This window comes from Streptomyces sp. NPDC055955 (assembly GCF_042270245.1).
In the GTDB taxonomy this organism is placed as follows: Bacteria; Actinomycetota; Actinomycetes; order Streptomycetales; family Streptomycetaceae; genus Streptomyces.
In genome coordinates, this window is the sequence record NZ_JBHJYS010000012.1 from 255,089 (window position 1) to 278,147 (window position 23,059).

Annotated in this window: 14 protein-coding genes and 3 pseudogenes; 7 read left to right on the forward strand and 10 right to left on the reverse strand. The window is 72.9% G+C overall.

Going from position 1 to position 23,059, the window contains the following annotated elements:
* The first annotated feature begins 97 nt into the window (after positions 1 to 97).
* The 3 genes from ACFC96_RS24930 to ACFC96_RS24940 are packed head-to-tail and all read left to right on the forward strand — an operon-like array spanning position 98 to position 3,341.
* Positions 98 to 1,222: a glycosyltransferase family 4 protein gene (locus tag ACFC96_RS24930; protein WP_376614151.1), complete on the forward strand. Its 1,125-nt coding sequence runs from the start codon at positions 98 to 100 to the stop codon at positions 1,220 to 1,222.
* The gene (locus ACFC96_RS24935) at positions 1,219 to 2,487 is read left to right on the forward strand and encodes a glycosyltransferase (protein WP_376614153.1); all 1,269 of its coding nucleotides are present in this window, start codon (positions 1,219 to 1,221) and stop codon (positions 2,485 to 2,487) included. The genes ACFC96_RS24930 and ACFC96_RS24935 overlap by 4 nt, the downstream gene beginning before the upstream one ends.
* The gene (locus ACFC96_RS24940) at positions 2,484 to 3,341 is read left to right on the forward strand and encodes an SGNH/GDSL hydrolase family protein (protein ID WP_376257549.1); all 858 of its coding nucleotides are present in this window, start codon (positions 2,484 to 2,486) and stop codon (positions 3,339 to 3,341) included. Before ACFC96_RS24935 ends, ACFC96_RS24940 begins: the two co-directional genes overlap by 4 nt.
* 79 nt (positions 3,342 to 3,420) lie before the next feature.
* Here ACFC96_RS24940 and ACFC96_RS24945 read toward each other — a convergent pair.
* Both ACFC96_RS24945 and ACFC96_RS24950 read right to left on the reverse strand, forming a co-directional pair.
* Positions 3,421 to 3,685, reverse strand: a pseudogene (locus ACFC96_RS24945) (allophanate hydrolase subunit 2 family protein); the annotation flags it as partial.
* Between the two features lie 57 nt (positions 3,686 to 3,742).
* Positions 3,743 to 4,294: pseudogene (locus tag ACFC96_RS24950) on the reverse strand (hypothetical protein); the annotation flags it as partial.
* An 18-nt stretch (positions 4,295 to 4,312) separates the two neighbouring features.
* Between ACFC96_RS24950 and ACFC96_RS24955 the strand changes: the two are divergent.
* The 4 genes from ACFC96_RS24955 (at position 4,313) to ACFC96_RS24970 (ending at position 12,459) form a co-directional block, all read left to right on the forward strand.
* On the forward strand, positions 4,313 to 5,017 hold the full coding sequence (locus ACFC96_RS24955) for a GntR family transcriptional regulator (protein ID WP_376614155.1): 705 nt from the start codon (positions 4,313 to 4,315) through the stop codon (positions 5,015 to 5,017).
* A gap of 136 nt (positions 5,018 to 5,153) precedes the next feature.
* Positions 5,154 to 6,680 (forward strand): hypothetical protein, encoded by a 1,527-nt coding sequence (locus tag ACFC96_RS24960; RefSeq protein WP_376614157.1) that lies wholly within the window; start codon positions 5,154 to 5,156, stop codon positions 6,678 to 6,680.
* Positions 6,681 to 6,771: 91 nt separating this feature from the next.
* Positions 6,772 to 7,665: a hypothetical protein gene (locus tag ACFC96_RS24965; RefSeq protein ID WP_340460101.1), complete on the forward strand. Its 894-nt coding sequence runs from the start codon at positions 6,772 to 6,774 to the stop codon at positions 7,663 to 7,665.
* Between the two features lie 66 nt (positions 7,666 to 7,731).
* Complete coding sequence (locus ACFC96_RS24970) at positions 7,732 to 12,459, forward strand: hypothetical protein (RefSeq protein ID WP_376614159.1); 4,728 nt, start codon at positions 7,732 to 7,734, stop codon at positions 12,457 to 12,459.
* Between the two features lie 181 nt (positions 12,460 to 12,640).
* Here ACFC96_RS24970 and ACFC96_RS24975 read toward each other — a convergent pair whose 3' ends face one another.
* The 8 genes and pseudogenes from ACFC96_RS24975 to ACFC96_RS25010 all read right to left on the reverse strand — a co-directional run bounded on the left by ACFC96_RS24975 (position 12,641) and on the right by ACFC96_RS25010 (position 22,957).
* Positions 12,641 to 14,191: a GMC family oxidoreductase gene (locus tag ACFC96_RS24975; RefSeq protein WP_376614189.1), complete on the reverse strand. Its 1,551-nt coding sequence runs from the start codon at positions 14,189 to 14,191 to the stop codon at positions 12,641 to 12,643.
* Positions 14,192 to 14,199: 8 nt separating this feature from the next.
* Positions 14,200 to 15,771, reverse strand: coding sequence for an APC family permease (locus ACFC96_RS24980; RefSeq protein ID WP_376614161.1), 1,572 nt, complete (start codon positions 15,769 to 15,771; stop codon positions 14,200 to 14,202).
* The gene (locus ACFC96_RS24985; RefSeq protein ID WP_376257557.1) at positions 15,768 to 17,270 is read right to left on the reverse strand and encodes an aldehyde dehydrogenase family protein; all 1,503 of its coding nucleotides are present in this window, start codon (positions 17,268 to 17,270) and stop codon (positions 15,768 to 15,770) included. The genes ACFC96_RS24980 and ACFC96_RS24985 overlap by 4 nt, the downstream gene beginning before the upstream one ends.
* Positions 17,263 to 18,363, reverse strand: coding sequence for an aromatic ring-hydroxylating dioxygenase subunit alpha (locus tag ACFC96_RS24990; RefSeq protein WP_376614191.1), 1,101 nt, complete (start codon positions 18,361 to 18,363; stop codon positions 17,263 to 17,265). Before ACFC96_RS24990 ends, ACFC96_RS24985 begins: the two co-directional genes overlap by 8 nt.
* Positions 18,364 to 18,404: 41 nt before the next feature.
* Positions 18,405 to 18,629, reverse strand: a pseudogene (locus ACFC96_RS24995) (N-methyltryptophan oxidase); the annotation flags it as partial.
* Between the two features lie 123 nt (positions 18,630 to 18,752).
* Positions 18,753 to 21,221: an FAD-dependent oxidoreductase gene (locus ACFC96_RS25000; protein WP_376614163.1), complete on the reverse strand. Its 2,469-nt coding sequence runs from the start codon at positions 21,219 to 21,221 to the stop codon at positions 18,753 to 18,755.
* 33 nt (positions 21,222 to 21,254) lie between these two features.
* Complete coding sequence (locus ACFC96_RS25005; RefSeq protein WP_376614165.1) at positions 21,255 to 21,875, reverse strand: MBL fold metallo-hydrolase; 621 nt, start codon at positions 21,873 to 21,875, stop codon at positions 21,255 to 21,257.
* The gene (locus ACFC96_RS25010; protein ID WP_376614166.1) at positions 21,872 to 22,957 is read right to left on the reverse strand and encodes an S-(hydroxymethyl)mycothiol dehydrogenase; all 1,086 of its coding nucleotides are present in this window, start codon (positions 22,955 to 22,957) and stop codon (positions 21,872 to 21,874) included. The genes ACFC96_RS25005 and ACFC96_RS25010 overlap by 4 nt, the downstream gene beginning before the upstream one ends.
* Positions 22,958 to 23,059: the final 102 nt, after the last annotated feature.

Sequence of the window (23,059 nt, forward strand, 5' to 3'; positions counted from 1 at the left end):
CGGCTGCCGGCGGGCGAGGGCCAACGCTCATGGGACGTTCCTCGACAGGAAAGATCCACGTTGACGTGGCCACGCTCGACACGACGACAACACCGGTATGCGTGTCGTCATCGTCACCGAGTCCTTTCCCCCCGACATCAACGGTGTGGCGCACTGCGCCCTGCAGACCGCCCGGCACCTCGCCGCCCGCGGTCACGACCCCCTCGTCATCGCTCCGGCCACCGCGCCGGGCCCTGACGCCGACACCGACGCCCCCTGCCCGGTCATACGGGTGCCGTCCCTGCCCCTGCCGGGCTACCCGCAGGTCAGGGTGGCGCTGCCGAGCCGCCGGGTCGCCGCCGCCGTGGCCGCGCACGGCGCCGAACTCGTCCATCTGGCCAGCCCGTTCATCCTCGGCGTGCGCGGCATGGCCGCCGCGTCACGGCTGCGGATCCCCGCCGTCGCCGTGTACCAGACCGACCTCGCCGGTTACGCGCGTACGTACATGGGGGCCGGTGAGGCCACCGCGTGGCGGCGGATCCGCGGCGTCCACGGTGCCGCCGACCGCACACTCGCCCCGTCCGGCGCCGCGGTGCGCGACCTGGAGGTGCACGGGGTGCCGCGCGTGCGCCTCTGGCCGCGCGGCGTGGACACCGTCCGCTTCCGGCCCGACCTGCGCGACGAAGCCCTGCGGCGCGAACTCGCCCCCGACGGCGAGCTGATCGTCGGCTACGTGGGCCGGCTCGCCCCGGAGAAACAAGTCGACTTGTTGGCAGGCGTGTGCGCCCTCGACGGTGTGCGCGTGGTCGTCGTCGGCGACGGCCCCAGCGAGCCCGGTCTGCGCGAGGCGCTGCCCGGCGCCGTCTTCCTCGGCCGCCGCACCGGTGCCGAACTCGCCCGCATCTTCGCCTCGTTGGACATCTTCGCCCACACGGGGCCCTACGAGACGTTCTGCCAGACCGTGCAGGAGGCCATGGCCAGCGGCGTGCCGGTGATCGCGCCCGCCGCCGGCGGGCCGCTGGACCTCGTGGCGCACGGCCGGACCGGGCTCCTCGTCGCACCCGGTGACGCGGCCGCCGTACGCGACGCCGTCTGGTCGCTCGCCGAGGACCCGCTGCGCCGCCTCGCCTACGGGGCGGCCGGCCGCGGCACGGTCGAAGGGCGGACCTGGGAGGCCGTCGGCGACCAGCTCGTCGGCCACTACGAAGAAGTCCTCGACGCGCGGACGGCGGTGGCGGCATGAGCGGGCTGCGGATCGTGCGTCTCGCCAACTTCGTCGCGCCCGCCTCGGGCGGGCTGCGGACCGCCCTGCGGGAGTTGGGGGCCGGTTACCGCGCCGCCGGGCACGAGCCCGTCCTGATCGTGCCGGGCGAGCGGGCCGGCGAGCACGAGAGCGTGCAGGGCCGCGTCATCACGCTGCCGGGGATGCTGCTTCCCGGCACCGGCGGCTACCGCGTCCTCACCGACCGGCGGCGCGTGGCCGAACTGCTCGGGCGCCTCGCCCCCGACCGGATCGAGGTCTCCGACCGTACGACCCTGAGGTGGACCGGGGAGTGGGCACGGCGTGCCCGGGTGCCCGCCGTGATGGTGTCCCACGAGACGGCCGACGGTGTCCTGCGGACCTGGGGACTGCCCGAGAAGGCCGCCCTGCGCGCCGCCGACGCGCTCAACTCCCGCACCGCGCACGCCTACGCGCGCGTGGTGTGCACGACCGAGTACGCCGAACGCGAGTTCATCCGCATCGGGGCACGCAACGTCGTACGCGCCCCGCTCGGCGTCGATCTGGAGCGCTGCCACCCGGGCCTGCGCGACCCCGCCGTGCGCGAGCGGTACGCGCGCGTGGGTGAGGTGCTGCTCGTCATGTGCTCGCGTCTGTCGGTGGAGAAGCGGCCCTCGACCGCGCTCGACGCGCTGGCCGCCCTCCGCCGCCGGGGAACGCAGGCCGTGCTCGTCGTCGCCGGGGACGGGCCGTTGCGGGCGCGGCTCGAACAGCAGGCGCGTGCCCGGCGGCTGCCGGTGAGGTTCCTCGGGCACGTCGCGGACCGCGGGCGGCTCGCGGCGTTGCAGGCCGCCGCCGACGTGTGCCTCGCGCCGGGTCCCGCGGAGACGTTCGGGCTCGCCGCACTCGAGGCGATGGCCTGCGGCACACCCGTCGTCGCCAGTGCGTCGTCGGCGCTGCCGGAGGTCGTGGGTCCCGCCGGGGGAGTCGCGCAGGACACCGGTGAGGCGTTCGCCGTCGCGGTGACGGAACTCGTCGCACGCTCCCGGGACGAACGCCGTGAGGCGGCACGCGCGCGTGCGGAGTGCTTCGGGTGGGGCGCCGCGGTGGACGCCTTCTTGCGGGCGCACGACGCGGTACGGCTGAGGGCCGACGTGTCTCTTCGGGGAGCGGCTGCTGACATGCCCCTCCTGGGGACGGCCGACGTGCATCCCAGGGGGACGGCGGACCTTTCTCTTCGAGAGACGGCCGACGCGCCGATACGGGTGACCGGGCGGGATGCCGTATGAGCGCGGTCCTGCGGTTCGTCGCCCTCGGGGACTCCCTCACCGAAGGAGTCGGCGACCCGGTGGGCGACGCCTGGCGGGGCTGGGCCGAGCTGCTCTCCGCCGGGCTCGCCCCGGACGGCGCATCCGTGGAGTTCCACAATTTCGCGGTGAGCGGTGCCCAGACGTCTGACGTCCTCGAACGACAGATGCCCCAGGCGCTCGCCCTGCGGCCCGACATCGCCTCCGTCCTCGTCGGCGTCAACGACACCCTGCGCCGCACGTTCGACATCCACGCCGTGGCCGCCCGCCTCGACCACGTGTACGCGGCGTTCACGGAACAGGGCGCGGTCCTGCTCACGGCGTGCCTGCCCGACCCCGGCACGATGCTGGGGCTGCCCGGCCTGCTCGGCCGGCCGCTCGCGAGGCGCCAGCAGGCGGTGAACTCGGTGATCCACGCCCTGTCCGAGCGGTACGGAGCCGTGCATCTGCACGCGGCGGAGGGGGCGTGGGTCGCGGACCGCTCCATGTGGAGCGCGGACCGGCTGCACCCCGGCGAACGGGGGCACCGGATGCTCGCCGCTCGGTTCCACGCCCTGCTCGCGGCCGACGGACGCGCCCAGGGGACGCCGCCGTCGCCGCGGCCCGAACGGCCCGCGCCCACACGCTCGGCGAGCCTCTTGTGGCTCGCCACGGCGGGCACGGGCTGGGTCGCACGGCGATGCACCGATCTGCTCCCCCAGCTCCTCACCCTCGCCGCGGACGAACTGCGCCACCGGGCGCGTGGCACCAGCGCCCGCCTCGACCTGCGGGCGTCCAGCTCGGTGGTCTCGGCGCTCGCGGCACTGGCGGCCGTGGAGCAGGCGGACGTGGCGTGAGGGGCGGACGGCGCGTGAGGTGACGTGGGCGACGTGGGGGTCCGGTCCCGGGGGTCGGCGGTCGCTGTGGGGTCCCCCGTCAGCGGTCCGCCGCCGGGACGAAACGGACCGGTGCGCCCGAAGTCGCATGCGCCGCGGCCGGCAGGTCTTCCTGGCGCACTACGGCGACCACGGGACGGGCGCCCGTCGTAGAGCGGTCGACAGGGAACACGACCGACCTGCTGTCCGGTGGTACCTGTACAGCCCTCAGGACCATTCCCTCACCGGGGATTTCGCCCCTGCGCCCGGGGCAGGGGCGGCCCCTCCGTTCGCAGGCCGATGCGGTGGCCCGCCGACGACGCGCGGCACCCGCCGGCGTGGAAGGCGCAGGCCACGTGAGTGCTCGTGACGACGGACAGGGGCTCCTCGTCGTCGAGGCGCCGGCGGTCGAAGCCCTCGTCCAGGTCGGCGATCAGGTCGATGGTCGCCGCCGTCGGCGGAGCCTGCACGGCCTTCACGCGGCCGATGCGGTCCGCCACGACGCCGGCGACGGCGCCGCCGATCGCACGGACGCCGAGCGTGACCGTGGTCAGCAGGCCGGTCTGGCCGCCGCCGAGTCCGAAGTGCGCGGGCCGGTGCGACCATGCTCGGCGGGAGCGTGAAGTTGTCGAACGAGTCGAGGCGCACAGCAGCCGAAGGTGCCCGGCGAAGGCGTGCCCGCCGCGGAGGAAGAGATCGCGCAGCCAGTCGAACGGGCCCTCGGGGGGCGGGAGTTCACCAGGGTGAGCGGGAGGCACGGTCGCTGTCGTGTCGGGCGGTCGGGTCGTGTTCATGAGCGCCTCGCAGGACGAGATGAGGGGCTTCCTGAGTGGGCCGAACGGAGGGCCGCGGAGCGTGCGGGGATCCGCGTCTGCCCGCCAAGGCGGAGGATCATTGAACGATCCCTCAATACCCGTGTTGTTTCGTTCTCGCATCTGCGCTTGAATTCGGGCGTGGCCGAACTGAACGGACTGGCGGACGACCGTGCGCTCCTGGGGCGCACCAGCACCGCCGAGCGGGTCGCGGACATCCTCAGGAGCCGCATCGCCGATGGGTACTTCCCGCCCGGGACGCGGCTGTCGGAGGACAGCATCGGCGGGGCGCTCGGCGTTTCGCGCAACACGCTGCGCGAGGCGTTCCGGCTGCTCACCCACGAGCGGCTGCTGGTGCACCAGCTCAACCGCGGCGTCTTCGTGCGCGTACTCACCGTCGAGGACGTCGAGGACATCTACCTCACGCGCCGCCTCGTCGAGTGTGCCGTCGTGCGCGGCCTCGGCCGGCCCCCGTACGACCTCGGTGCGGTGGCCGACGCGGTCGCCGACGGGCTCCGAGCCGCAAAGGCGCGGGAGTGGAAGGGCGTCTCCACCGCCAACATCCACTTCCACCGGGAGCTCGTGGCGCTCGCGGGCAGCGCGCGGACCGACGAACTGATGCGCAGCGTCTTCGCCGAACTGCGCCTCGCGTTCCACGTCGTGGACGACCCCCGCCGCCTGCACGAGCCCTATCTCGCCCGCAACCAGCAGCTCCTGGAGACCTTGGAGGCGGGGCGCCGCGACGACGCCGAGCGGCTGCTCGCCCAGTACCTCGACGACTCCCGCGAGGGTCTGGTCGACGTGTACGGCCGCCGGGTCGCCGAGGGCGAACAGCTGGACGGCTGACGGCCGGCGGAGGACGCCGCACCCGGCGGCGCGGCGCCCGCGGCCTGCGCTCCGGGCGGTCGCGGAGCCCGCGCTGCCGGCGGTCGCTTCTGCGCCGTTTCGACCGTTGTCAGACCTAGGACCTAGTCTGTGCTCCGTGACTTCGCCTGCCACCACGGAATCCGTTCCGCCCCAGCTCAGCGCGGGGCCGCGGCCCGCACCGGGCCCGGCCGCCGACGAAGGGCTCGCGCGCCGCCTTCGCGCGCTCGCCTGCACCGCGCCGCTGCACGACCTCGACGTGCGCAAGGCCAACCTCGCGGGCGAGTACTCCGGATACGGCATGGCCGAGGTGGCGCTGTCCGCCATCGACCTCGTCACACTCAACATGGACTTCGACACGGGCGCCGACCACGAGCAGATAGTGGCCAGGCTCATCCCCCGCGTCGGCGCACAGGCCCCGCAGCGCCCCGTCGCCGAACACGAGCGCGTGGCCCGCTGGGTCCTGGAGAACCTGATCAACGTCGGCAGCGTCGACCGCGGCTTCCGCGCCGTGTACGGCACGTTCGCGCCCGACGGCTCGTACGTCCGCAGGGACTACGACTTCAAGCTGATCGAGGAGGTCCCGGGCCACGGGGGCAGCGTCTACCTCCGCACCACGGACGAAGCGGTCAACGTCCTGGTGGGCGCCCTCGACACCGACGTCACCAGCGCCCAGATCGCCGCCGAGGTGAAGCTGGAGGTGCTGATCAGCCGCGGCCGTCTCGCCGACGCCCAGCTCGCCGCCGAGCAGGCCAGGTACCGGACCGTGCAGTACTCCGAGACCCTCCGCAGGGCCCTGGACGCGACCCGGAGGAACGTCCGCGCGGTGGACTGGCTGAACGCCGTCCCGGACATGATCGCCGAGGCGCTCGACCACGTCGCCGACCGGTACCGCCACGAGAACGCGATCCTCACGAACATCCGCAAGGCCCGCGACGAGTCCGAGGACCCCGAGCACAAGCGGCGGGCCGCCGAGCTCGTCGACATCGTCAAGGACTGCATCCGCCGCCACACGCAGCTCCAGTCCCGCCTCCTCGAAGCGGGCCCGCTGTTCCGCGCCGAGCAGGACCGGCAGGCCTTCGCCGCGCCGTCCGCGCGCGCGGGCCTCGACCTGTACGGGCAGCTCGTCGCGCCCCTGCTGCCGCTGCCCGTCGAGCAGGCGAGCCGCGTCACCGGCGCGTTCTTCGCGCGCGGCACGGGTATGCGGACGCCCGTGTCCGTACGGGTGGGGGACCTCATCGACATACTGCTCACCCCGCCCCAGGAGCGGGAGCACCTCGGCGTCGAAATGCCCGAGCCCGACCTGATCGCGACGCCGGACGACAGCCGCTTCAGCGAGGAGCAGCTCGCGAGCGCCATGGAGCTGCTCGACCTCCCCTCCGACGCGCCGCGCAGGCTCTCCGGACTGCTCGCCGAGGCACGTCGCCGTGACCCCGAACTGCCTTACCTGGTAGCCCTGCTGTCCGTTCACGCGGCCAGCCCGCCGGTCGGCACGGCCTACCGGCAGGGCGAGGAGAAGCTGCTCTTCGCCGTGGACGACGGCACCGAGCTCGACGACCCCGAGTTCGGCGGCGCCGACCTCATCGTCGGCACGGCCCTGCTGGACGCCGCGGGCATGGCGGCCGACCGGACGGAGGCCGCGTAGTGCCGATCGCAGCGCACCGGGCTTGCGCCCCGCACCCTTCCACCGACCTGCACCCGAGCTTCGCAGCAGACCTCACCAAGGAGTACCAGTCGTGACCGACCACCCCGCAGAGCACACCGCGTGGGGCGAGACGGAGTCCTTCGAGGCTCCGGCGGCCGGCGCGTCCGTCACCCCGGCCGACGCCGCCGACGCGGCTCGGCTCGTGGCCTTCGGCCTCCAGCCCAAGCTGCAGCCCGCCCGCGACCAGGAGTACGCCGAGCTGCTGCGGCGCTACCGCGAGGACCCGTCGTTCGCGCGGCTCGCCGACGCCGTCGCCGCCGGGCTCGGCCTCGTCGTCCTGGAGGTCTCCACGCGCGCGGGGATGGCCGTGACCGCCGCCGAGGACTCCGTCTTCGCCGTCCGGATGGGCGACTATGCGCGCCGCACCTCCGCCGACGGAACCGACCGCTTCCTGCACGGCCTCGCCCACCTCGCCGTCGCCGCCATGGCGTTCCCGCGCCCCGAGGACCTCGCCGACGACGGGTACATCGGCCGCGTCACGGTCAACGGCGTGGACGCCTTCGTCCGACAGGCCTGCCGCCGCCTGGAGGAGCGCGCCGAGGAGCAGGGCGAGAACACCGACCCGGCCTCCGACGCCCCGGGCCTCGAGGCCGCGTGGCGCATCTGGGCCCGGCGCAGCTCGACCGGTGCCACGAAGGACGCGCGCCGCCTCGCCGGATCCACCACCGGCATCGTCGCCAAGGCCGTCGCGTTCCTCACCGACTCCGGGTTCCTGCAGAGAACCGGCGACGACTCCGGCGGCACCTACCGCACCACGGCCCGCTACCAGCTCCAGGTCCGCGACCTGGCCGGCACCGCGGCCCTCTCCGAGCTGGCGGACCTCGGCATCGTGCCTGTCACGGACGGCTCAGCCAGCCTCCTGCCGCCCGCGGACGAGGACGACGGGGAGCTCGTGGCCGACGCAGGACTCCCCTTCCACTCCTGACCGGTCACGCACCACCGCCCCACGACGTACCGCCTTACCGACTTACTACGACGAGAGTCCGCCGCCATGTACGAGCTGTCCCGGATTCGCCTCTACTCCATCGGGCCCGCCGGTGCGCGCTACGCCGACACCGTCCTGGACCTGCGGGGCGTCGGCGAGCCCGTGCCCGACCCCGCGCCCACCCAGGCGGAATTCTTCGAGGACGAGCCCGTCGGCCCGCCGCGCCGCCCCGCGCCCGCCGGCGTGCTCTTCCTGGAGAACGGCGGCGGCAAGTCGGTACTCCTGAAGCTGATCTTCTCCGTGATGCTGCCGGGCCACCGGAACACGCTCGGCGGCGCCAGCTCCGGCGTCCTGCGCAAGTTCCTGCTCGCCGACGACTGCGGGCACGTCGCCCTGGAGTGGCAGCACACCCTCACGGGTGAGTGCGTTGTCGTCGGCAAGGTCAGCGAGTGGCGGGGGCGCCAGGTCTCGAACGACCCGCGGAAGTTCGCCGAGGCCTGGTACTCACTGCGGCCCGGGCCCGGCATGAGCCTGGACTCGCTGCCCGTCGCCGAGTCCTCCGCCGTACGGGCCTCGGTCGAGGGCGTGTCCGGCGCGCAGGGGCGGCGGCGCACCATGAAGGGTTTCCGGGACGCGCTCACGGACGCGGGCAAGGCGTACCCGCACCTCGAAGTGCACTGGGAAGAGATCCACGACCGGTGGAACGAGCACCTGGGCGATCTCGGCCTCGACCCCGAACTCTTCCGCTACCAGCGCGAGATGAACGCGGACGAGGGTGAGGCCGCCGGTCTCTTCGCCGTCAAGAAGGACTCCGACTTCACCGACCTGCTCCTGCGTGCCGTCACCGACACCCGGGACACGGACGGGCTCGCCGACCTGGTCAGCGGGTTCGGCAACAAGCTGGGGCGGCGCACCGAGCTGATCGCCGAACGCGAGTTCACCGCCGGCTCCGTGGACCTGCTCGGCCGCATCGTGGACGCCGCGGACTCCCGGGCACGCGCGCGCGACGTGCACGCCGGGGCCGAGCGCCGCACCCGCACCCTGGCCCGCAGGCTCGCCGCCCGCGCCGCCCAGGAGCGCGGCCGTGCCGCCGACCTCGCCCAGCAGGTCACCGCCGCCGCGCACACCGTCGGCGAGGCGGAGCGGGCCTGCGGCCGCAGCGACCTCATCGCCTCCGAACTGGCCTACCGGCACGCCTCGTTGGCGCTCGCCGGAGCCGAGAAGGCCGCCGCCGCACAGAAGCGCGAGCTGGCCGACGCGCGCACCCTGCACGCGGCCTGGCAGGCCGCCGAGGCCGTCCTGCGCCACCGCGCGGCCGCCGACCGCTCCGCGCGCGTGGCCGTCGCCATCCGCGAGGCCGAGCGGGACGCAGCCCCGGCCCTCGCCGCCCGCGCCAAGGCCGCCGCCGACCTCGTCCGCGCCCTGCACGCAGCAGCCGAGAGCGCCGAGCAGCTGGCCAACGAGGGCGAGGAGCGTTCCGCCGCGCTCCAGGAGGCGGGCGAGACCGCTCACCGTGACGCGACCGTCGCCGCGACAGAGGCGCAGCGCGCCCGCAGCGAGGTCGGACACCTGCGGCAGCGGCTCTCCGAGGTGGAGCAGGAGACCGCCGAGGCGGTACGGGCCGGCTGGCTCGACGACTCGGCGCCCGACGCCGACCCCGCACGCGCGGCGCTCGCCGCGAGCGACTCGGAGAAGACCACGGTCGCCGCCTGGGACACGGCGCGCGACGCCGCACGGCGCGCGAGCGAGCACGCCCGGGAGGCGGCGGGCGCCGAGGCACGCGCCGAACTCACCGCGGCCCGCGCCGCGGACGCCGCCACGGCCGCCGAGCACGCGTACGGGGCCGAGCACCGCGCCGCCGGTGCCCTCGCGCGCGAGGAGCGCGTCGTCGAGCTGCTCGGACTCTCCGGCGCCCCGGGGATCCCCGCCGCGGGGGTGCCCGCGCCCCGGGCCGCGGCGGCCGACGCAGGTGCGACCGGGCACGTCCGCGTGGCGACCGTCCCCCGCGACCTCACCGAAACCCCGCTCACGGCCGATGAGTTGGACCGCGCGGCCGACGACCTCAAGGTTCTCCTCGACGACGGCGTCGCCTCCGCCGAACGCCAGCTCTTCGACCTGCGCACGGCCGCGGCCGACGACGCCCGCATCCTGGGAGCGCTCGGCGACGGCGGGCTCCTGCCGCCGGGACCCGACGTCCTCGCCACCGTCGAGTTCCTCGGCGAGCACGGCATCCCCGCCCTGCCCGGCTGGCGCTACCTCGCCCAGGCCGTCGACCCCGCGGACCACGCGCGCGTGCTCGCCGCACGCCCCGAGCTCGTCGACGGCGTCGTCATCACCGACCCCGACACGCACGCCCGGGCCCGCGAGGCCCTCGGCGGCGCCGCCCTGCTGCCCCGCTCCGCCGTGGCCGTGGGCACGGCGGCCGCTCTGCTCGCCCCCACACCCCACGAGGAGACCGGCGACAGCGGCGTCTTCCTCGTCCCGCCGAACCCGGCGATGCACGACGAGCACGCCGCCGACGAGGAGCGGCAGGCGCTGCGCACGCGCGCGACGGAGCGCGACGAGGAGATTCGTGCCCTGGCGGCGCGGCTCTCCAAGGACCGGGAGCTCGCCGCCCGGATCGGCTCGTGGCGCACCGGCTGCCCGGCCGGACGTCTCGCCGAACTGGCCGCCGCCGCACACGAGGCACGCGCCTTCGCCGACGAGGCCGAGGCCGAGCTCGCCGAGGCCCGCACGGTCCGCGCCGAGGCCGACGAGACCTCGGTCGAGGCGACGCGCGTGCGCGACGAGCGGCAGGAGGCGGCCCAGCGCGCGCGGCGCGTCGCCGACGCCCTCGCGGGCCTTGCGTTCCGGCTGCGCGAGCGCGCCGGCTGGCAGGTCAAGCTGCGCGAACTCGCCGACGAGGCCGTCGAGTCGGAGGCACGCGCCCAGACATGCCTGGAGCGCGCACGCTCCGCCGACGAGGACCGCAGGGCGGCCCAGCGCGCGGCCGACGACGCCCGCCGTACCGCCCGCGCCCTGCGTGCCGAACGCGCGGAGATCGCCGGCGCCCCCGACGACGTACCGGCGGACACGGAGCGGCCCGCTTCGGAGAGTGTCACGCCGAAGCCGTCGCTGCCCGCCCTGCGTGAGGCCTACCGCGCGGCATCGCAGGTCTACGAGAAGGTCGGCGTCGGCGCCGACCTGCGTGCCGAGCAGGCCCGCGCGGAGAGCGACGAGAGCGCCGCGCTCGCCGAGCTCGACCGGCTCAGCAACAAGGTCCGCACCCGCGCCGCCCAGCTCCTGGAGTCCCCCGACGGCTCCGACGGGCCGTCACGGCAGGCCGCCGCGGCGCGCGCCGACGAGCTGGTCCAGATCCTGGAGGCGCGCGTCTCCACGGCGAGCGAGCAGCTCGGGCGCCTGCGCGGCGAGGCCGAGCGGCACGCGCCCGGGGACGGCGACGACGCCCACACCGAGCTGCCCGACGACCTCGTGCCCACCGGTGCCGAGCACGCCCAGACGCTTCTGCGCACCGCCACGGGCGAACTGGCCGCGCACACCGATGCGTTGGCCGTGGCGCGAGCCGCCCACACCGAACTCCTCGACGCCCACCGCGCCGCCGAAGACGCGACCGGTGGCTTCGAGGAGACGGCCGCACTCCTCAAGGACCTGCTGCGCGAACACCCCGACCGGCACGAGTCCGAGCCGGACGAGCCCGAGCCCTACCCCGGCACCCTCGAAGAAGCCCGGCACGCCGCGGCCGAGGCCCGGCGCTCCCTGCGCGGGTGCGCCGCCGACCTGTCCGCCGCCGAGGCCTCCGTGCGCGACGCGAGCGACATCCTCGTACGGCATGCGAACGCCACGCGCTACGAGCAGGTGCGTACGCCCGCCCGGCAGCAGATCCGCGAGCTGCCCGCCTCGTCGCTGCCGGAGCACGCGCAGAAGTGGGCCGACGCGTTCGCGCCCCGGCTGCGTGTCCTGACCGACGAGCTGGAGCAGCTGGAACGCAACCGCGACTCGATCGTGGACCGGCTGCGCGGGCTCGTCGAGTCGGCGCTCGCCACGCTGCGTTCCGCCCAGCGCCTGTCCCGCCTCCCGGAGGGGCTCGGCGAGTGGTCGGGCCAGGAGTTCGTGCGGATCCGCTTCGAGGAGCCCGACCAGGCGACCCTCGTGGAGCGGCTCGGCGAGGTCGTCGACGAGGCGACGCGCGCCGCCGTCAAGAAGAACTCCGACCTGCGCCGCGACGGCATGTCCCTGCTCCTGCGCGGCGTCGCCGCCGCGCTCCAGCCCAAGGGCATCGCCGTCGAGATCCTCAAGCCGGACGCCGTGCTGCGCGCCGAGCGGGTACCCGTCGGACAGATGGGCGACGTGTTCTCCGGCGGCCAGCTGCTCACCGCGGCCATCGCCCTGTACTGCACGATGGCCGCCCTGCGCTCGAACGACCGGGGCCGCGACAGGCACCGGCACGCGGGCACGCTGTTCCTCGACAACCCGATCGGCCGCGCCAACGCCACGTACCTGCTCGAACTCCAGCGGGCCGTGTCGGACGCGCTCGGCGTGCAGCTCCTGTACACCACCGGCCTGTTCGACACGACGGCACTCGCCGAGTTCCCGCTGGTCATCAGGTTGCGCAATGACGCGGACCTCAGGGCAGGGCTGAAGTACATCAGCGTCGAGGAGCACCTGCGGCCGGGCCTGCCGCAGCAGGACCCGGCCGAGGAGACGGTGCACGGGGAGATCACCGCGACGCGCATGTACAAGCGCCCCGCGAGCCGGTCCGGTGAGAGCCGGCCGAGCGAGAGCCGGGCGACCTGAAGCCGGAGAACCAGGGCCTGTCGTGTGGATCATGCGGGGCTCGCGGGCGCCGGCACCGCGCCGCGCGGTGCCGGCGCGGTGCGGTGCCGGCGCCGACGCTCCGCGTGGGCCCCTTTCTCCGCCTCGCGACGCACGGCGCCGGCACCCGCTCCCTGGTCCGGCCTGATCCCAAACGAAAAGCCTAGGCGTCGGCCCGCAGCAGATCGGCGCACTTCTCGCCGATCATCATCGTCGTGATGCACGGGTTGACCGTGACGAGGTCCGGCATCACGGAGCCGTCGGCGACGCGCAGGCCCTCGGTCCCCTTCACGCGCAGCCGCGCGTCGAGCGGGGCCGAGGGATCGTCGTCCGCGCCCATCTTCACCGTGCACGCCGGGTGGTAGACGGTGTTGTGCGTCTTGTGGATGTAGTCGAGCAGTTCGTCATCGGTGCGCACATCCGGCCCGGGAGCCAGCTCGGCGCCCGCCCAGCCGGTGAGCGCGGGCTGCTCCGCGATGCGCCGCGCCAGCTTCAGCCCGTACGTCATCACGCGTGCGTCGTGCTCGTGCGTGAAGTACCGCGGGTCGACCAGCGGCTTGTCCCGGTAGTCGCGGGTGCGCAGCCGCACGGTGCCGCGTGACTTCGCCCGCGTCACGTTGGGCGTGAGGCAGAAGGCGTTCTCCGACGTCGGATAGCCGTACCGCGCGGTGTTCATGTCGAAGGGCACGGAGCCGTAGTGGAACATCAGGTCGGGCCGGTCGAGGCCGGGCTCTGTGTCGTAGAAGATGCCCGCCTCCCACCACTGGCTGGACGTGGTGGTCATCGGCTGCTTGGCCTCCCACATGATCACGCCCTCGGGGTGGTCCTGGAGGTTCTCGCCGACCCCGGGGGAGTCCACGAGCACGTCCACGCCCGTCTCGCGCAGATGGGCGGCCGGGCCGATCCCGGACAGCATGAGGAGCTTGGGCGAGTCGATGGAGCCGCAGGAGAGGATCACCTCGCGGCGGGCCCGCACCGTCCTGGTGTGGATGAGATCGGGGTCGAGGTACTCGGCGCCCACGCAGCGCCGGCCCTCGAAGACGAGCCGCTTGGCCCGCACCCCGGTCCGTACCGTCAGGTTGCGCCGCTTGCCCATGACCGGGTGCAGATAGGCGACCGAGGACGACTGGCGGATGTTGTTCTCGTCGGAGTTGATCTGGAACCAGTTGGCGCCGCGCACCACCGTGCGGCCCGAGTTGAACGCGGTGGTCGGGATGCCGGCCTCGGCGCAGGCCGCGAGCAGCGCGCTGCCGCACGGGTCCGCGCCCTTGAGGGTGCGCAGTTTCACCGGTCCTGAGCGGCCGTGGTGGTCCCCGGGGGCGTCGTTGTTCTCCAGGCGCTTGTACAGCGGGAACACCTCCGCGGCGCTCCACCCCGTGCACCCCGCCGCCGCCCAGTCGTCCAGGTCCTCGGCCGGCGCCCAGAAGGCGATGCACGAGTTGTGGGACGAGCAGCCGCCGAGGACCCTGGCGCGCGCGTGCCGCATGAAGCTGTTGCCGCTGGCCTGCGGCTCGACCGGGTAGTCCCAGTCGTATCCGGAATCCAACAGGGCCATCCAGCGGTCCAGTTGGAGGACGTTGTCGTCGCCCACGTCGCTCGGCCCCGCCTCCAGGACGCACACGGTGACGGACGGGTCCTCGGACAGGCGTGCCGCGACGACGTTTCCGGCGGTGCCTCCCCCGACGACGACGTAGTCGAAGACATCAGAGTTCACGGGCTGGTTCACGGGGTGGTGACCTCCTCCAGGGCGGCGGAATCATCGGACGGGGCAGCCTGGGCCGCGTGTTCGGCGAGGACACCGGTGCGGTGCCGCTGGACGAACCAGTAGTAGGCGAAGCCGCCGCCCGCGATCACTCCGATGAACAGGACGGCGCCCCAGCGCAGGTACCAGTGGTAGGGGGCGGCGGCGTTGTAGACGGCCGCGCGCGGCCAGATCAGGTTGACGGTCATGGCGCCGCCCCACAGCACGGCGATGAGGTTGACGGGCAGTCCCCAGCGGCCGAGGGAGAACTTCCCGTCGCCCGCCGGCTGCCACGTGCCGCGCAGGCGGGCCACCAGCATCGGGCCGGTGACCAGCAGATAGGCGAGGTAGATCATGATGATGCCGATGCTGGTGACCACGGTGAAGATCTGCGGCTGGCGGATGTTGACGACCAGGATCGCGAGCGCCAGGACGCCGATGACGACGGCCGGGACGACCGGTGTCCTGAAGCGCGGGCTGACCCGGCCGAGGACCGACGACGCCGGCAGGTTGTTGTCCCGCGACATCGCGAAGGCCAGGCGGATCGCCGCCGTGTGCACGGCGAGCGCGCACACGGTGACCGCGATCAGGACGCACCACAGCATCGCCTTGCCCGCTGTCGGGCCGAGCACGTCGAGGACGACGTACTGCAGGCCGTCCGTCGACAGCTTCTTGCCGGTCAGGCTCGACACGCTCATCAGGGCGAGCAGCAGGATCAGCCCGCCGAGGACGAACGAGGCGACGATCGCGCGGATGATGGCGCGCGGCGCGCTCCGCGTCGGGTCGAGGGACTCCTCGCCGAGCGAGGCCGCCGTGTCGAAGCCGTACATGACGTACGCGGAGGCCAGCGACGCGACCAGGAACGCGCTCAGGTAGCCGAAGGGCTGGCCGTGGCCCGCCCCCGCCGTGTGCGTCACGACCTGCGGGCCGCGCACGATGTGCACCGCGAACAGGACGATCAGGACGACGGTCGCGATCAGTTCGAGGAAGACGCCGGCCGTGTTGATGGTCGCCATCAGCTTCACGCCGAAGGCGTTGACGAGCGTCGTGAAAAGGATCAGTACGGCGGCCAGGACGACGGCGTTGGTCGCGACGTCGTACGGGCCGGTGCCGTCCCCGATGAACTGGAAGGACGACGAGATCTGCGGCAGCGTCAGCTGGTAGGCGAGCGCGACGGCCGCGATCGACACGACCGAGGCGAGCAGCATCATCCACCCGGCGAGCCAGCCGATGTGCGGATTGCCCACCTTCTTCGCCCAGTTGTAGACCGAACCCGCGACGGGGTAACGGGCGGCCAGTTCGGCGAAGCACAGGGCGACCATGAACTGGCCGCCGAACACCATCGGCCAGGACCACCAGTAGGCGGGGCCGCCGTTCGCGAATCCGAAGTAGAAGAGCTGGAAGGTGCCGGTGAGGATGGAGATGTAGCTGATGCCCGCGGCAAAGGTGTGGAAGTTGCCCAGCGTGCGCTTGAGTTCGGGCCGGTAACCGAACTCGGCGAGTTCGGCGTCGTCCCCGCTCCGGCTCCCCTGTGTGCCGTCGTCCTGGCTCATGACGGCTCACCGTCCTCGGGACACACCGGCGGCGTGCCGAACCAGCCCTGCGCCACAGGACGCGTATTACGCCAGATGTGCTTGGTCTCGCGGTACTCGGCGAGCCCCGAGGGGCCGAGTTCGCGCCCGGTGCCGGACTGCTTGAAGCCGCCCCACTCCGCCTGGGGGACGTACGGGTGGTAGTCGTTGATCCAGACCGTGCCGAGGCGCAGGCCGGCCGCGACCCGCGCGGCCTTCCCCTCGTCGCCGGTCCAGACGGCGCCCGCGAGCCCGTAGATGGAGTCGTTCGCGAGCCGCAGCGCCTCCTCCTCGTCGGTGAACCGTTCGACGGTCAGGACCGGGCCGAAGGATTCCTCCTGCACCACGGACATGTCGCTCGTGCACGCGTCGAGGACGGTCGGCAGGTAGTAGAAGCCCTGCTCGCATGCGGCCGACTCCGGCCGCGCGCCGCCGCAGCGCAGCACCGCCCCCTCCTCGATGCCCCGTGCGACGTACGCCTCGACCTTGGCACGGTGCGCGGCCGAGATCAGCGGCCCCGTCTGCGCGTCCTCGTCGAACGGGCCGCCCGGTCTGATGAGTTCGGCGCGCCGCACGACCTCGTCGACGAAGCGGTCGTGCAGCGAGTCCTCCACGAGGAGCCGCGCTCCGGCCGAACACACCTGCCCCGAGTGCAGGAACACCGCGGTGAGCGCCATGTCGACGGCCGCGTCGAAGTCGGCGTCCGCGAACACGATGTTCGGGTTCTTGCCGCCGAGTTCGAGGGCGACCTTCTTGACGGAGCCCGCCGCTGCGGCCATGAGCAGCCGTCCCGTCCGCAGACCGCCCGTGAACGAGACGAGGTCCACGTCCGGATGGTCGCCGAGCGGCGCGCCCGCCTCCGGGCCCGCGCCGAGGACCAGGTTGGCGACGCCCGCGGGCAGCCCTGCCTCGTCGAGCAGCCGCATCAGACGGATCGCCGTGTGCGGGGTGAGCTCGCTCGGCTTCAGGACGAAGGTGTTCCCGGCGGCGAGCGCCGGGGCGACCTTCCACGCGGTCTGCAGGAGCGGGTAGTTCCACGGGGTGATCAGGGCGCACACCCCGACCGGCTCGTACACGACGCGGCTCTCGGCGCCCTCCGTCCCGGTCTCCACGACGCGTCCGGTGTCGGCGGCCGCGAGCCGCCCGAAGTAGCGGAAGCAGTTCGCGATGTCGTCGATGTCGTACGCGCTCTCGACCAGCCGCTTCCCGGTGTCCAGGGACTCGGCCCGGGCCAGCGCGTCCTTGTCGCGCACGAGCAGGTCCGCGACGCGCAGCAGGAGGTCGCCGTGTTCGGCCGCCGTCATCCGGGGCCACGGGCCTTCGTCGAAGGCGTGGCGGGCCGCGGCGATCGCGTCGGCGGTGTCCTTGGCCCCCGCCTCGTCGACCACGGCGACGAGCGAGCCGTCCGCGGGGCAGCGGATCTCCCGGGTCCGCCCGTCCCGGGCGGTGGTCCACACTCCGCCGATGAACAGGTCAGGCATGGGCACCGCCCAGCTGCGAGGTCAGCCATTGATGGAAGATCCCGATGTGGTGCTCGGTCGGGACGAGTACGCCGCCGCGCCGGTAGGCACGGGAGCCCATCGCCGGCTGGGTCCGCTCGCAGGCCTCGAAGTCCTGGGTGTTGACCCGGTGGAACAGCTCCACGGACTTGGAGACATCGGTGCCCGACGCGACGACCTCGGGCGCGTAGAGCCAGTCGCACTCGACGACCGTACGGTCCTCGGCGAGCGGGAACATCCGGTGCAGGATCACATGGTCGGGGACGAGGTTGATGAAGACCGTCGGTTTCACGGTGATCGCGTAGTAGCGGCGGTCCTGGTCGTCGGCGACCTGGGGCAGCCGGCCGAAGCCCTCGCTGCCGTCGACGGTGAAGCCCTTCACGCCGTCCCCGAACGCGGCGCCGTGGCCCACGTAGTACTGGGCGGCGTAGCCGTCGGCGAACTCCGGCAGGACGTCGGTCAGTTCGGGATGGATCGTCGCGCAGTGGTAGCACTCCATGAAGTTCTCGACGATCAGCTTCCAGTTGGCCTTCACGTCGTACGTGATGCGCTTGCCGAGGGCGAGCTCCTCGGTGCGGTAGCGCTCGATCGAGGCCGTGTCGCCGAGCCGTTCGACGGCCGCGCCGACCACCGTCTCCTCGAAGGAGGGCGGCTCCTCGGCCAGGCAGACCCAGGCGTAGCCGAGCCACTCGCGCAGGGCGACCTTGACGAGGCCGTACTCGGTGCGGTCGACGTCCGGCATCTGCGCGAGGTTCGGCGCGGCGATGAGCTTGCCGTCGAGGTCGTACGTCCACGCGTGGTACGGGCACTGGAGGTTGCGGCGGACCTGGCCCGACTCCTCGGTGCACAGGCGGGCGCCGCGGTGGCGGCAGACATTGAGGAAGGCCCGTAGTCCGCCCGTGCGGGACCGGGTGATGAGGACGTTCTCGCGGCCTGCCTGGACCGTGCGGAACGCGCCCGGTTTGTCGAGGTCGGCGGACCGCACGGCACAGAACCACATCGACTCGAAGATGCGTTCCTGCTCCTGCCGGAAGATCTCCGGATCGGTGTAGTAGTGCCCGGGCAGCGTGGCCATCAGGCTGGGGTCGATGGGGGTCGTCGTCACGTGCGTACTCCTCAGGCGGGCGCGGCGGCGAGGCGGCTGGGGTCGAAGAGGTCGATGGGGTGCGCGGTGGTGCCGGTGCGTGCGAGGCCGGCGACGATTCCACCGACGACGGGCACGAAGGTGAAGTCGCGGCCGGAGAATTCGGCGGCCACGGTGACGGACTCGAGGCGGGCGGGGTGCCGGGCGATCACGAAGTGCTCGTCAGGCGTGCGGGAGTACATGCGGGTGGCGGGCCGGCCTTCTCCGGGCCGGACGCGCGCGCCGCGTGCCGACAGCTGGTGGGTGGCGGCGCTGCCCATGCCGCCGAGGCCGATCGCGATCACGTCGTAGGTGGGTGACACGTCCGAACCTCCGTGCGGTCAGCGGCGGATGCGGGTCATCTTCGGGTCGAACAAGGGCTCGTCGGCGACGGTCGCGGGGATCTTCTCGCCGAAGTACTCGATGTGGACGCCGGTACCGGCGGCGAGCGGTGGCAGCCAGGCGTACGCGACACAGCGGCCCAGCGTGTAGCCGTACGACGCGCTGGTGACGTAGCCGGCCGGGACTCCTTCGACGTGCACGGGCTCCTTGCCGAGGACGACGGCCGCGGGGTCGTCGAGCAGGAGCGGTGTGAGCCTGCGGGCCGGTTGTTCGCCCTTGCGCTCCAGTGCGGCCCTGCCGACGAAGTCACCGCGGTCCATGCGTACGGCGAACCCGACGCCCGCCTCGTACGGGTCGTGCTCCTCGGTCATGTCGTGGCCCCAGGAGCGGTACCCCTTCTCCAGGCGAAGGCTGTTGAAGGCCGAGCGCCCGGCCGCGATCACGCCGAGCTCCCGCCCCGCCTCCCACAGCGTGTCCCACAGGCGCAGCCCCAGGTCGGCGGTGGTGTACAGCTCCCAGCCCAGCTCACCGACGTACGACAGGCGCATCGCGGTGACGGGCACGTGGCCGAGGTGGGTCCGCTGGGCGCGGAAGTAGCCGAAGCCCTCGTGCGAGAAGTCGTCGCGGGTCAGCGGCTGGACGAGGTCGCGGGCCAGCGGGCCCCAGACGCCGATGCAGCAGGTCCCGGAGGTGATGTCCCGGATCCGCACGTCACCGGGCGCGTGGCGGGTGAGCCAGTCCAGGTCGGCGGGGGAGTTCGCGCCGATCTGGAACAGGTCCGGCGCGAGACGGGCGACGGTCAGGTCGGACCGGATGCCTCCCGCCTCGTTCAGGAGGAGCGTGTAGGTGACCGCGCCCGGCTTCTTCGCGAGGTTGTTCGACGTCATGCGCTGGAGGAAGTCGAGGGCGCCCGGACCCGTGACCTCCAGGCGGCGCAGCGGCGTCATGTCGTAGAGGGCGACCTTCTCGCGGGTGGCCTTTGCCTCGGCGGCCGCGATGGGCGACCAGTAGCGGGCCGACCAGGCGTCGCGCTCGGGCAGGTCACCGGTGGGCAGGTCCGCGTTCGCCTCGTACCAGTGGGGACGCTCCCAGCCGCCGCCCTCCAGGAAGTACGCGCCGAGCTGCTCCTGGCGGGCGTGGAAGGGGCTCACTCGCAGCGGGCGCGGATGCTGCGCCGGCTGGAGCGGGTGCAGGACGTCGTAGACCTCGACGAACTGCTGCGCCCCGCGGTCGTGCACATAGGCGGGGGAGCGTTGGGCGTCCTCGAAGCGGGTCAGGTCGCACTCGTGCACGTCGACGGAGGGCCGCCCGTCGACCATCCACTCGGCGACCGCCTTGGCGACGCCCGCCGAATGCGTCACCCACACCGCCTCGGCCAGCCAGAATCCGCGCAGCGCACGGGTCTCGCCGAGGACCGGCATCCCGTCGGGCGTGAAGCAGAAGACGCCGTTGAAGCCCTCCTCGATCTCCGTCCCGCGCAGCGCGGGGATCAGCCACCGGCAGTCCTGCCAGCTGGGCGCCCAGTCCTCCTCGGTGAAGGGCAGCGACGAGGGCATGTCCAGTTCGCTCGCCCGCGCCTCGTCGTAGTCGAGGACTTTGAACGGGTCGACGGGCAGCGGCTTGTGGGCGTAGCTGCCGATGCCGATGCGGTCGGTGTGCTCCCGGAAGTACAGATCACGGTCCTGGAAGCGAAGGATCGGCTTCGAGGCTTCCGTGCGGGGGTCGTTGGCACCGTCGAGCTCCGCCATGGGCCGGGTCTTCGCGTACTGGTGCGCGAGGGGCAGGAGCGGGACGTCCACGCCCGCCATGCGGCCGATCACCGGGCCCCAGAATCCGGCGGCGGAGACGACATGGTCGGCGGGGAAGCGGCCGCGGTCGGTGACCACCGCCGTGACCCGGCCGCCCTCCTGCTCGATGCCGGTGACCGTGTGCCGGTCGAGGAACGTGGCGCCTCGCTCGCGGGCGCGTTCCATCTGGGCGCGGGAGGCGAGCAGGGCACGGGCCAGGCCGTCGTCGGGGGTGTGGAAGCCGCCGAGTACGGCCGACTCGTCGATGAGAGGCCACAGTTCCTTGCACCGGGCGGCGCTGACGAGCTCCCCGCGCACGCCCCAGGAGGCGGCGTAACCAGCCTTGCGGTGCAGGTCGGCCCAGCGTTCGGGGGTGGTCGCCAGCTCCAGGCCGCCCACCGGGTTGAAGCAGGAAAGTCCGTCCACCTCAAGGGTGTTGAACTTCTCCACCGTGTACCGGGCGAACTCCGTGAGGGTCTTGGACGGACCCGTCTGGAAGACCAGCCCCGGCGCGTGGGAGGTGGAGCCGCCGGGGGCCGGCAGCGGGCCCTGTTCGAGGACGGTGACGTCGGTCCAGCCGCGGGCCGTGAGTTCGTCGGCGAGGGAGCAGCCGACGATTCCGGCGCCGACGACGATGACGCGAGGGCTGGATGTTCCGGGCTTTTCGGGCGTGCTGGACATGCCCCTCCTCATGCTGGTGGGGATGAAATGGCCTTATGCGGCAGGTAGGTTGGCGCGCTCCGCGGCAATGGTCGTGTCCTGGCCGTGGCCGGTGTGGACAACCGTGCCACCCGGCAGGGTGAGAAGTCGGCCGCGGATGGACGCCGTGATCGTCGGGGCGTCGGAGTACGAGCGGCCGGTGGCGCCCGGGCCGCCGTGGAAAAGGGTGTCGCCGGTGAACACGGCGTCGAGGAACGGCACGTAGAGGCTGCAACTGCCCCATGAGTGACCGGGGGTGTGCAGGACCTGGACGTCGACCCCGGCGACGGTCAGGAGCATCCCGTCGGTGAGCTCCGCGTCCGGCTCGCGGCCCGGGTGGACCGCCTTCCACAGCTCGCGCTCGGCGGGATGCAGGAGGACGGGGGCGCCGGTCGCCTCGGCGAGATCGGCCGCGGCGCCGATGTGGTCGTCGTGCCCGTGGGTGCAGACGATCGCGGTGACGCGCCGCCCGGCGACGGCGGCAGTGATCGGTTCCGCGTCGTGCGCCGCGTCGACGATCAGGACCTCCTCGTCGTCGCCGATCAGCCACACGTTGTTGTCGACGTCGAACGTCTCGCCGTCCAGGCTGAACGTGCCGGAGGTGACGACGCGTTCGGCGCGGGCCGCAGGGCTCACAGGACCACCACCGAGCGCAGCACGTCACCGCGGTGCATCTTGGCGAACGCCTCCTCCACCTGGTCGAGGGCGATCGTCTCGGTCACGAACCCGTTCAGGTCGAGCAGCCCGTAGAGGTACTGGTCGATGAGGACCGGGAAGTCGCGGCTCGGCAGGCAGTCCCCGTACCAGGAGGACTTGAGGGCGCCGCCGCGCGAGAACAGGTCGATGAGCGGAATGTCCAGGGTCATCTCGGGGTCGGGCACGCCGACCTGGACCAGCACGCCCGCGTGGTCGCGCATGTAGAACGCCTGCTTGTACGTCTCGGGTCGGCCGACCGCGTCGATGGCGATGTCGACGCCGAACCCGTCGGTGAGCGCGCGCACCGCCTCGATCGCTTCCGTGCCGCGGGAGTTGACCGTGTGCGTGGCGCCGAACCTCTCGGCCTGATCGAGCTTCTTGTCGTCGATGTCGACGGCGATGACGCGGCGCGCGCCGTTGAGACAGGCGCCCGCGATGGCCGCGTTGCCGACGCCACCGCAGCCGATCACGGCGACGGTGTCGCCGCGCTGGACGTTGCCCGTGTTCACGGCCGCGCCGTAGCCGGCCATCACGCCGCAGCCGATCAGGCCCGCGGCCTCGGGGCGCGCCGCAGGGTCGACCTTGATCGCCTGCCCTGCCGCGACCAGGGTCTTCTCGGCGAACGCGCCGATGCCGAGCGCGGGGTTCAGCGGCGTTCCGTCGAGCAGTGTCATGGGCTGCGTCGCGTTGCGCGAGTCGAAGCAGTACCAGGGGCGGCCGCGGCGGCAGGAACGGCAGTTGCCGCAGGGGGCGCGCCAGGCGAGCACCACGTAGTCGCCGGGGGTGAGGTCGGTGACCCCGTCGCCGACGGACTCGACGGTGCCGGCCGCCTCGTGGCCGAGCAGGAACGGGAAGTCGTCGTTGATGGCGCCCTCCCGGTAGTGCAGATCCGTGTGGCAGACCCCGCACGCCTGCACCTTGACCAGAACCTCGCCCGGGCCGGGATCGGGCACGACGATCGTCTGCACCTCGACGGGTGCGCCCTTCTTCACAGCGACGACGGCGCGGACCTCATGTGGCACGACCAAACTCCTCTGCTGTTGCGCAATGCACGACCTGTTGCGCGATGAGGAACATCTTGGAAACGCCATCAAGGCTCCGTCAAGGGGTGGGAGTTAATGCTT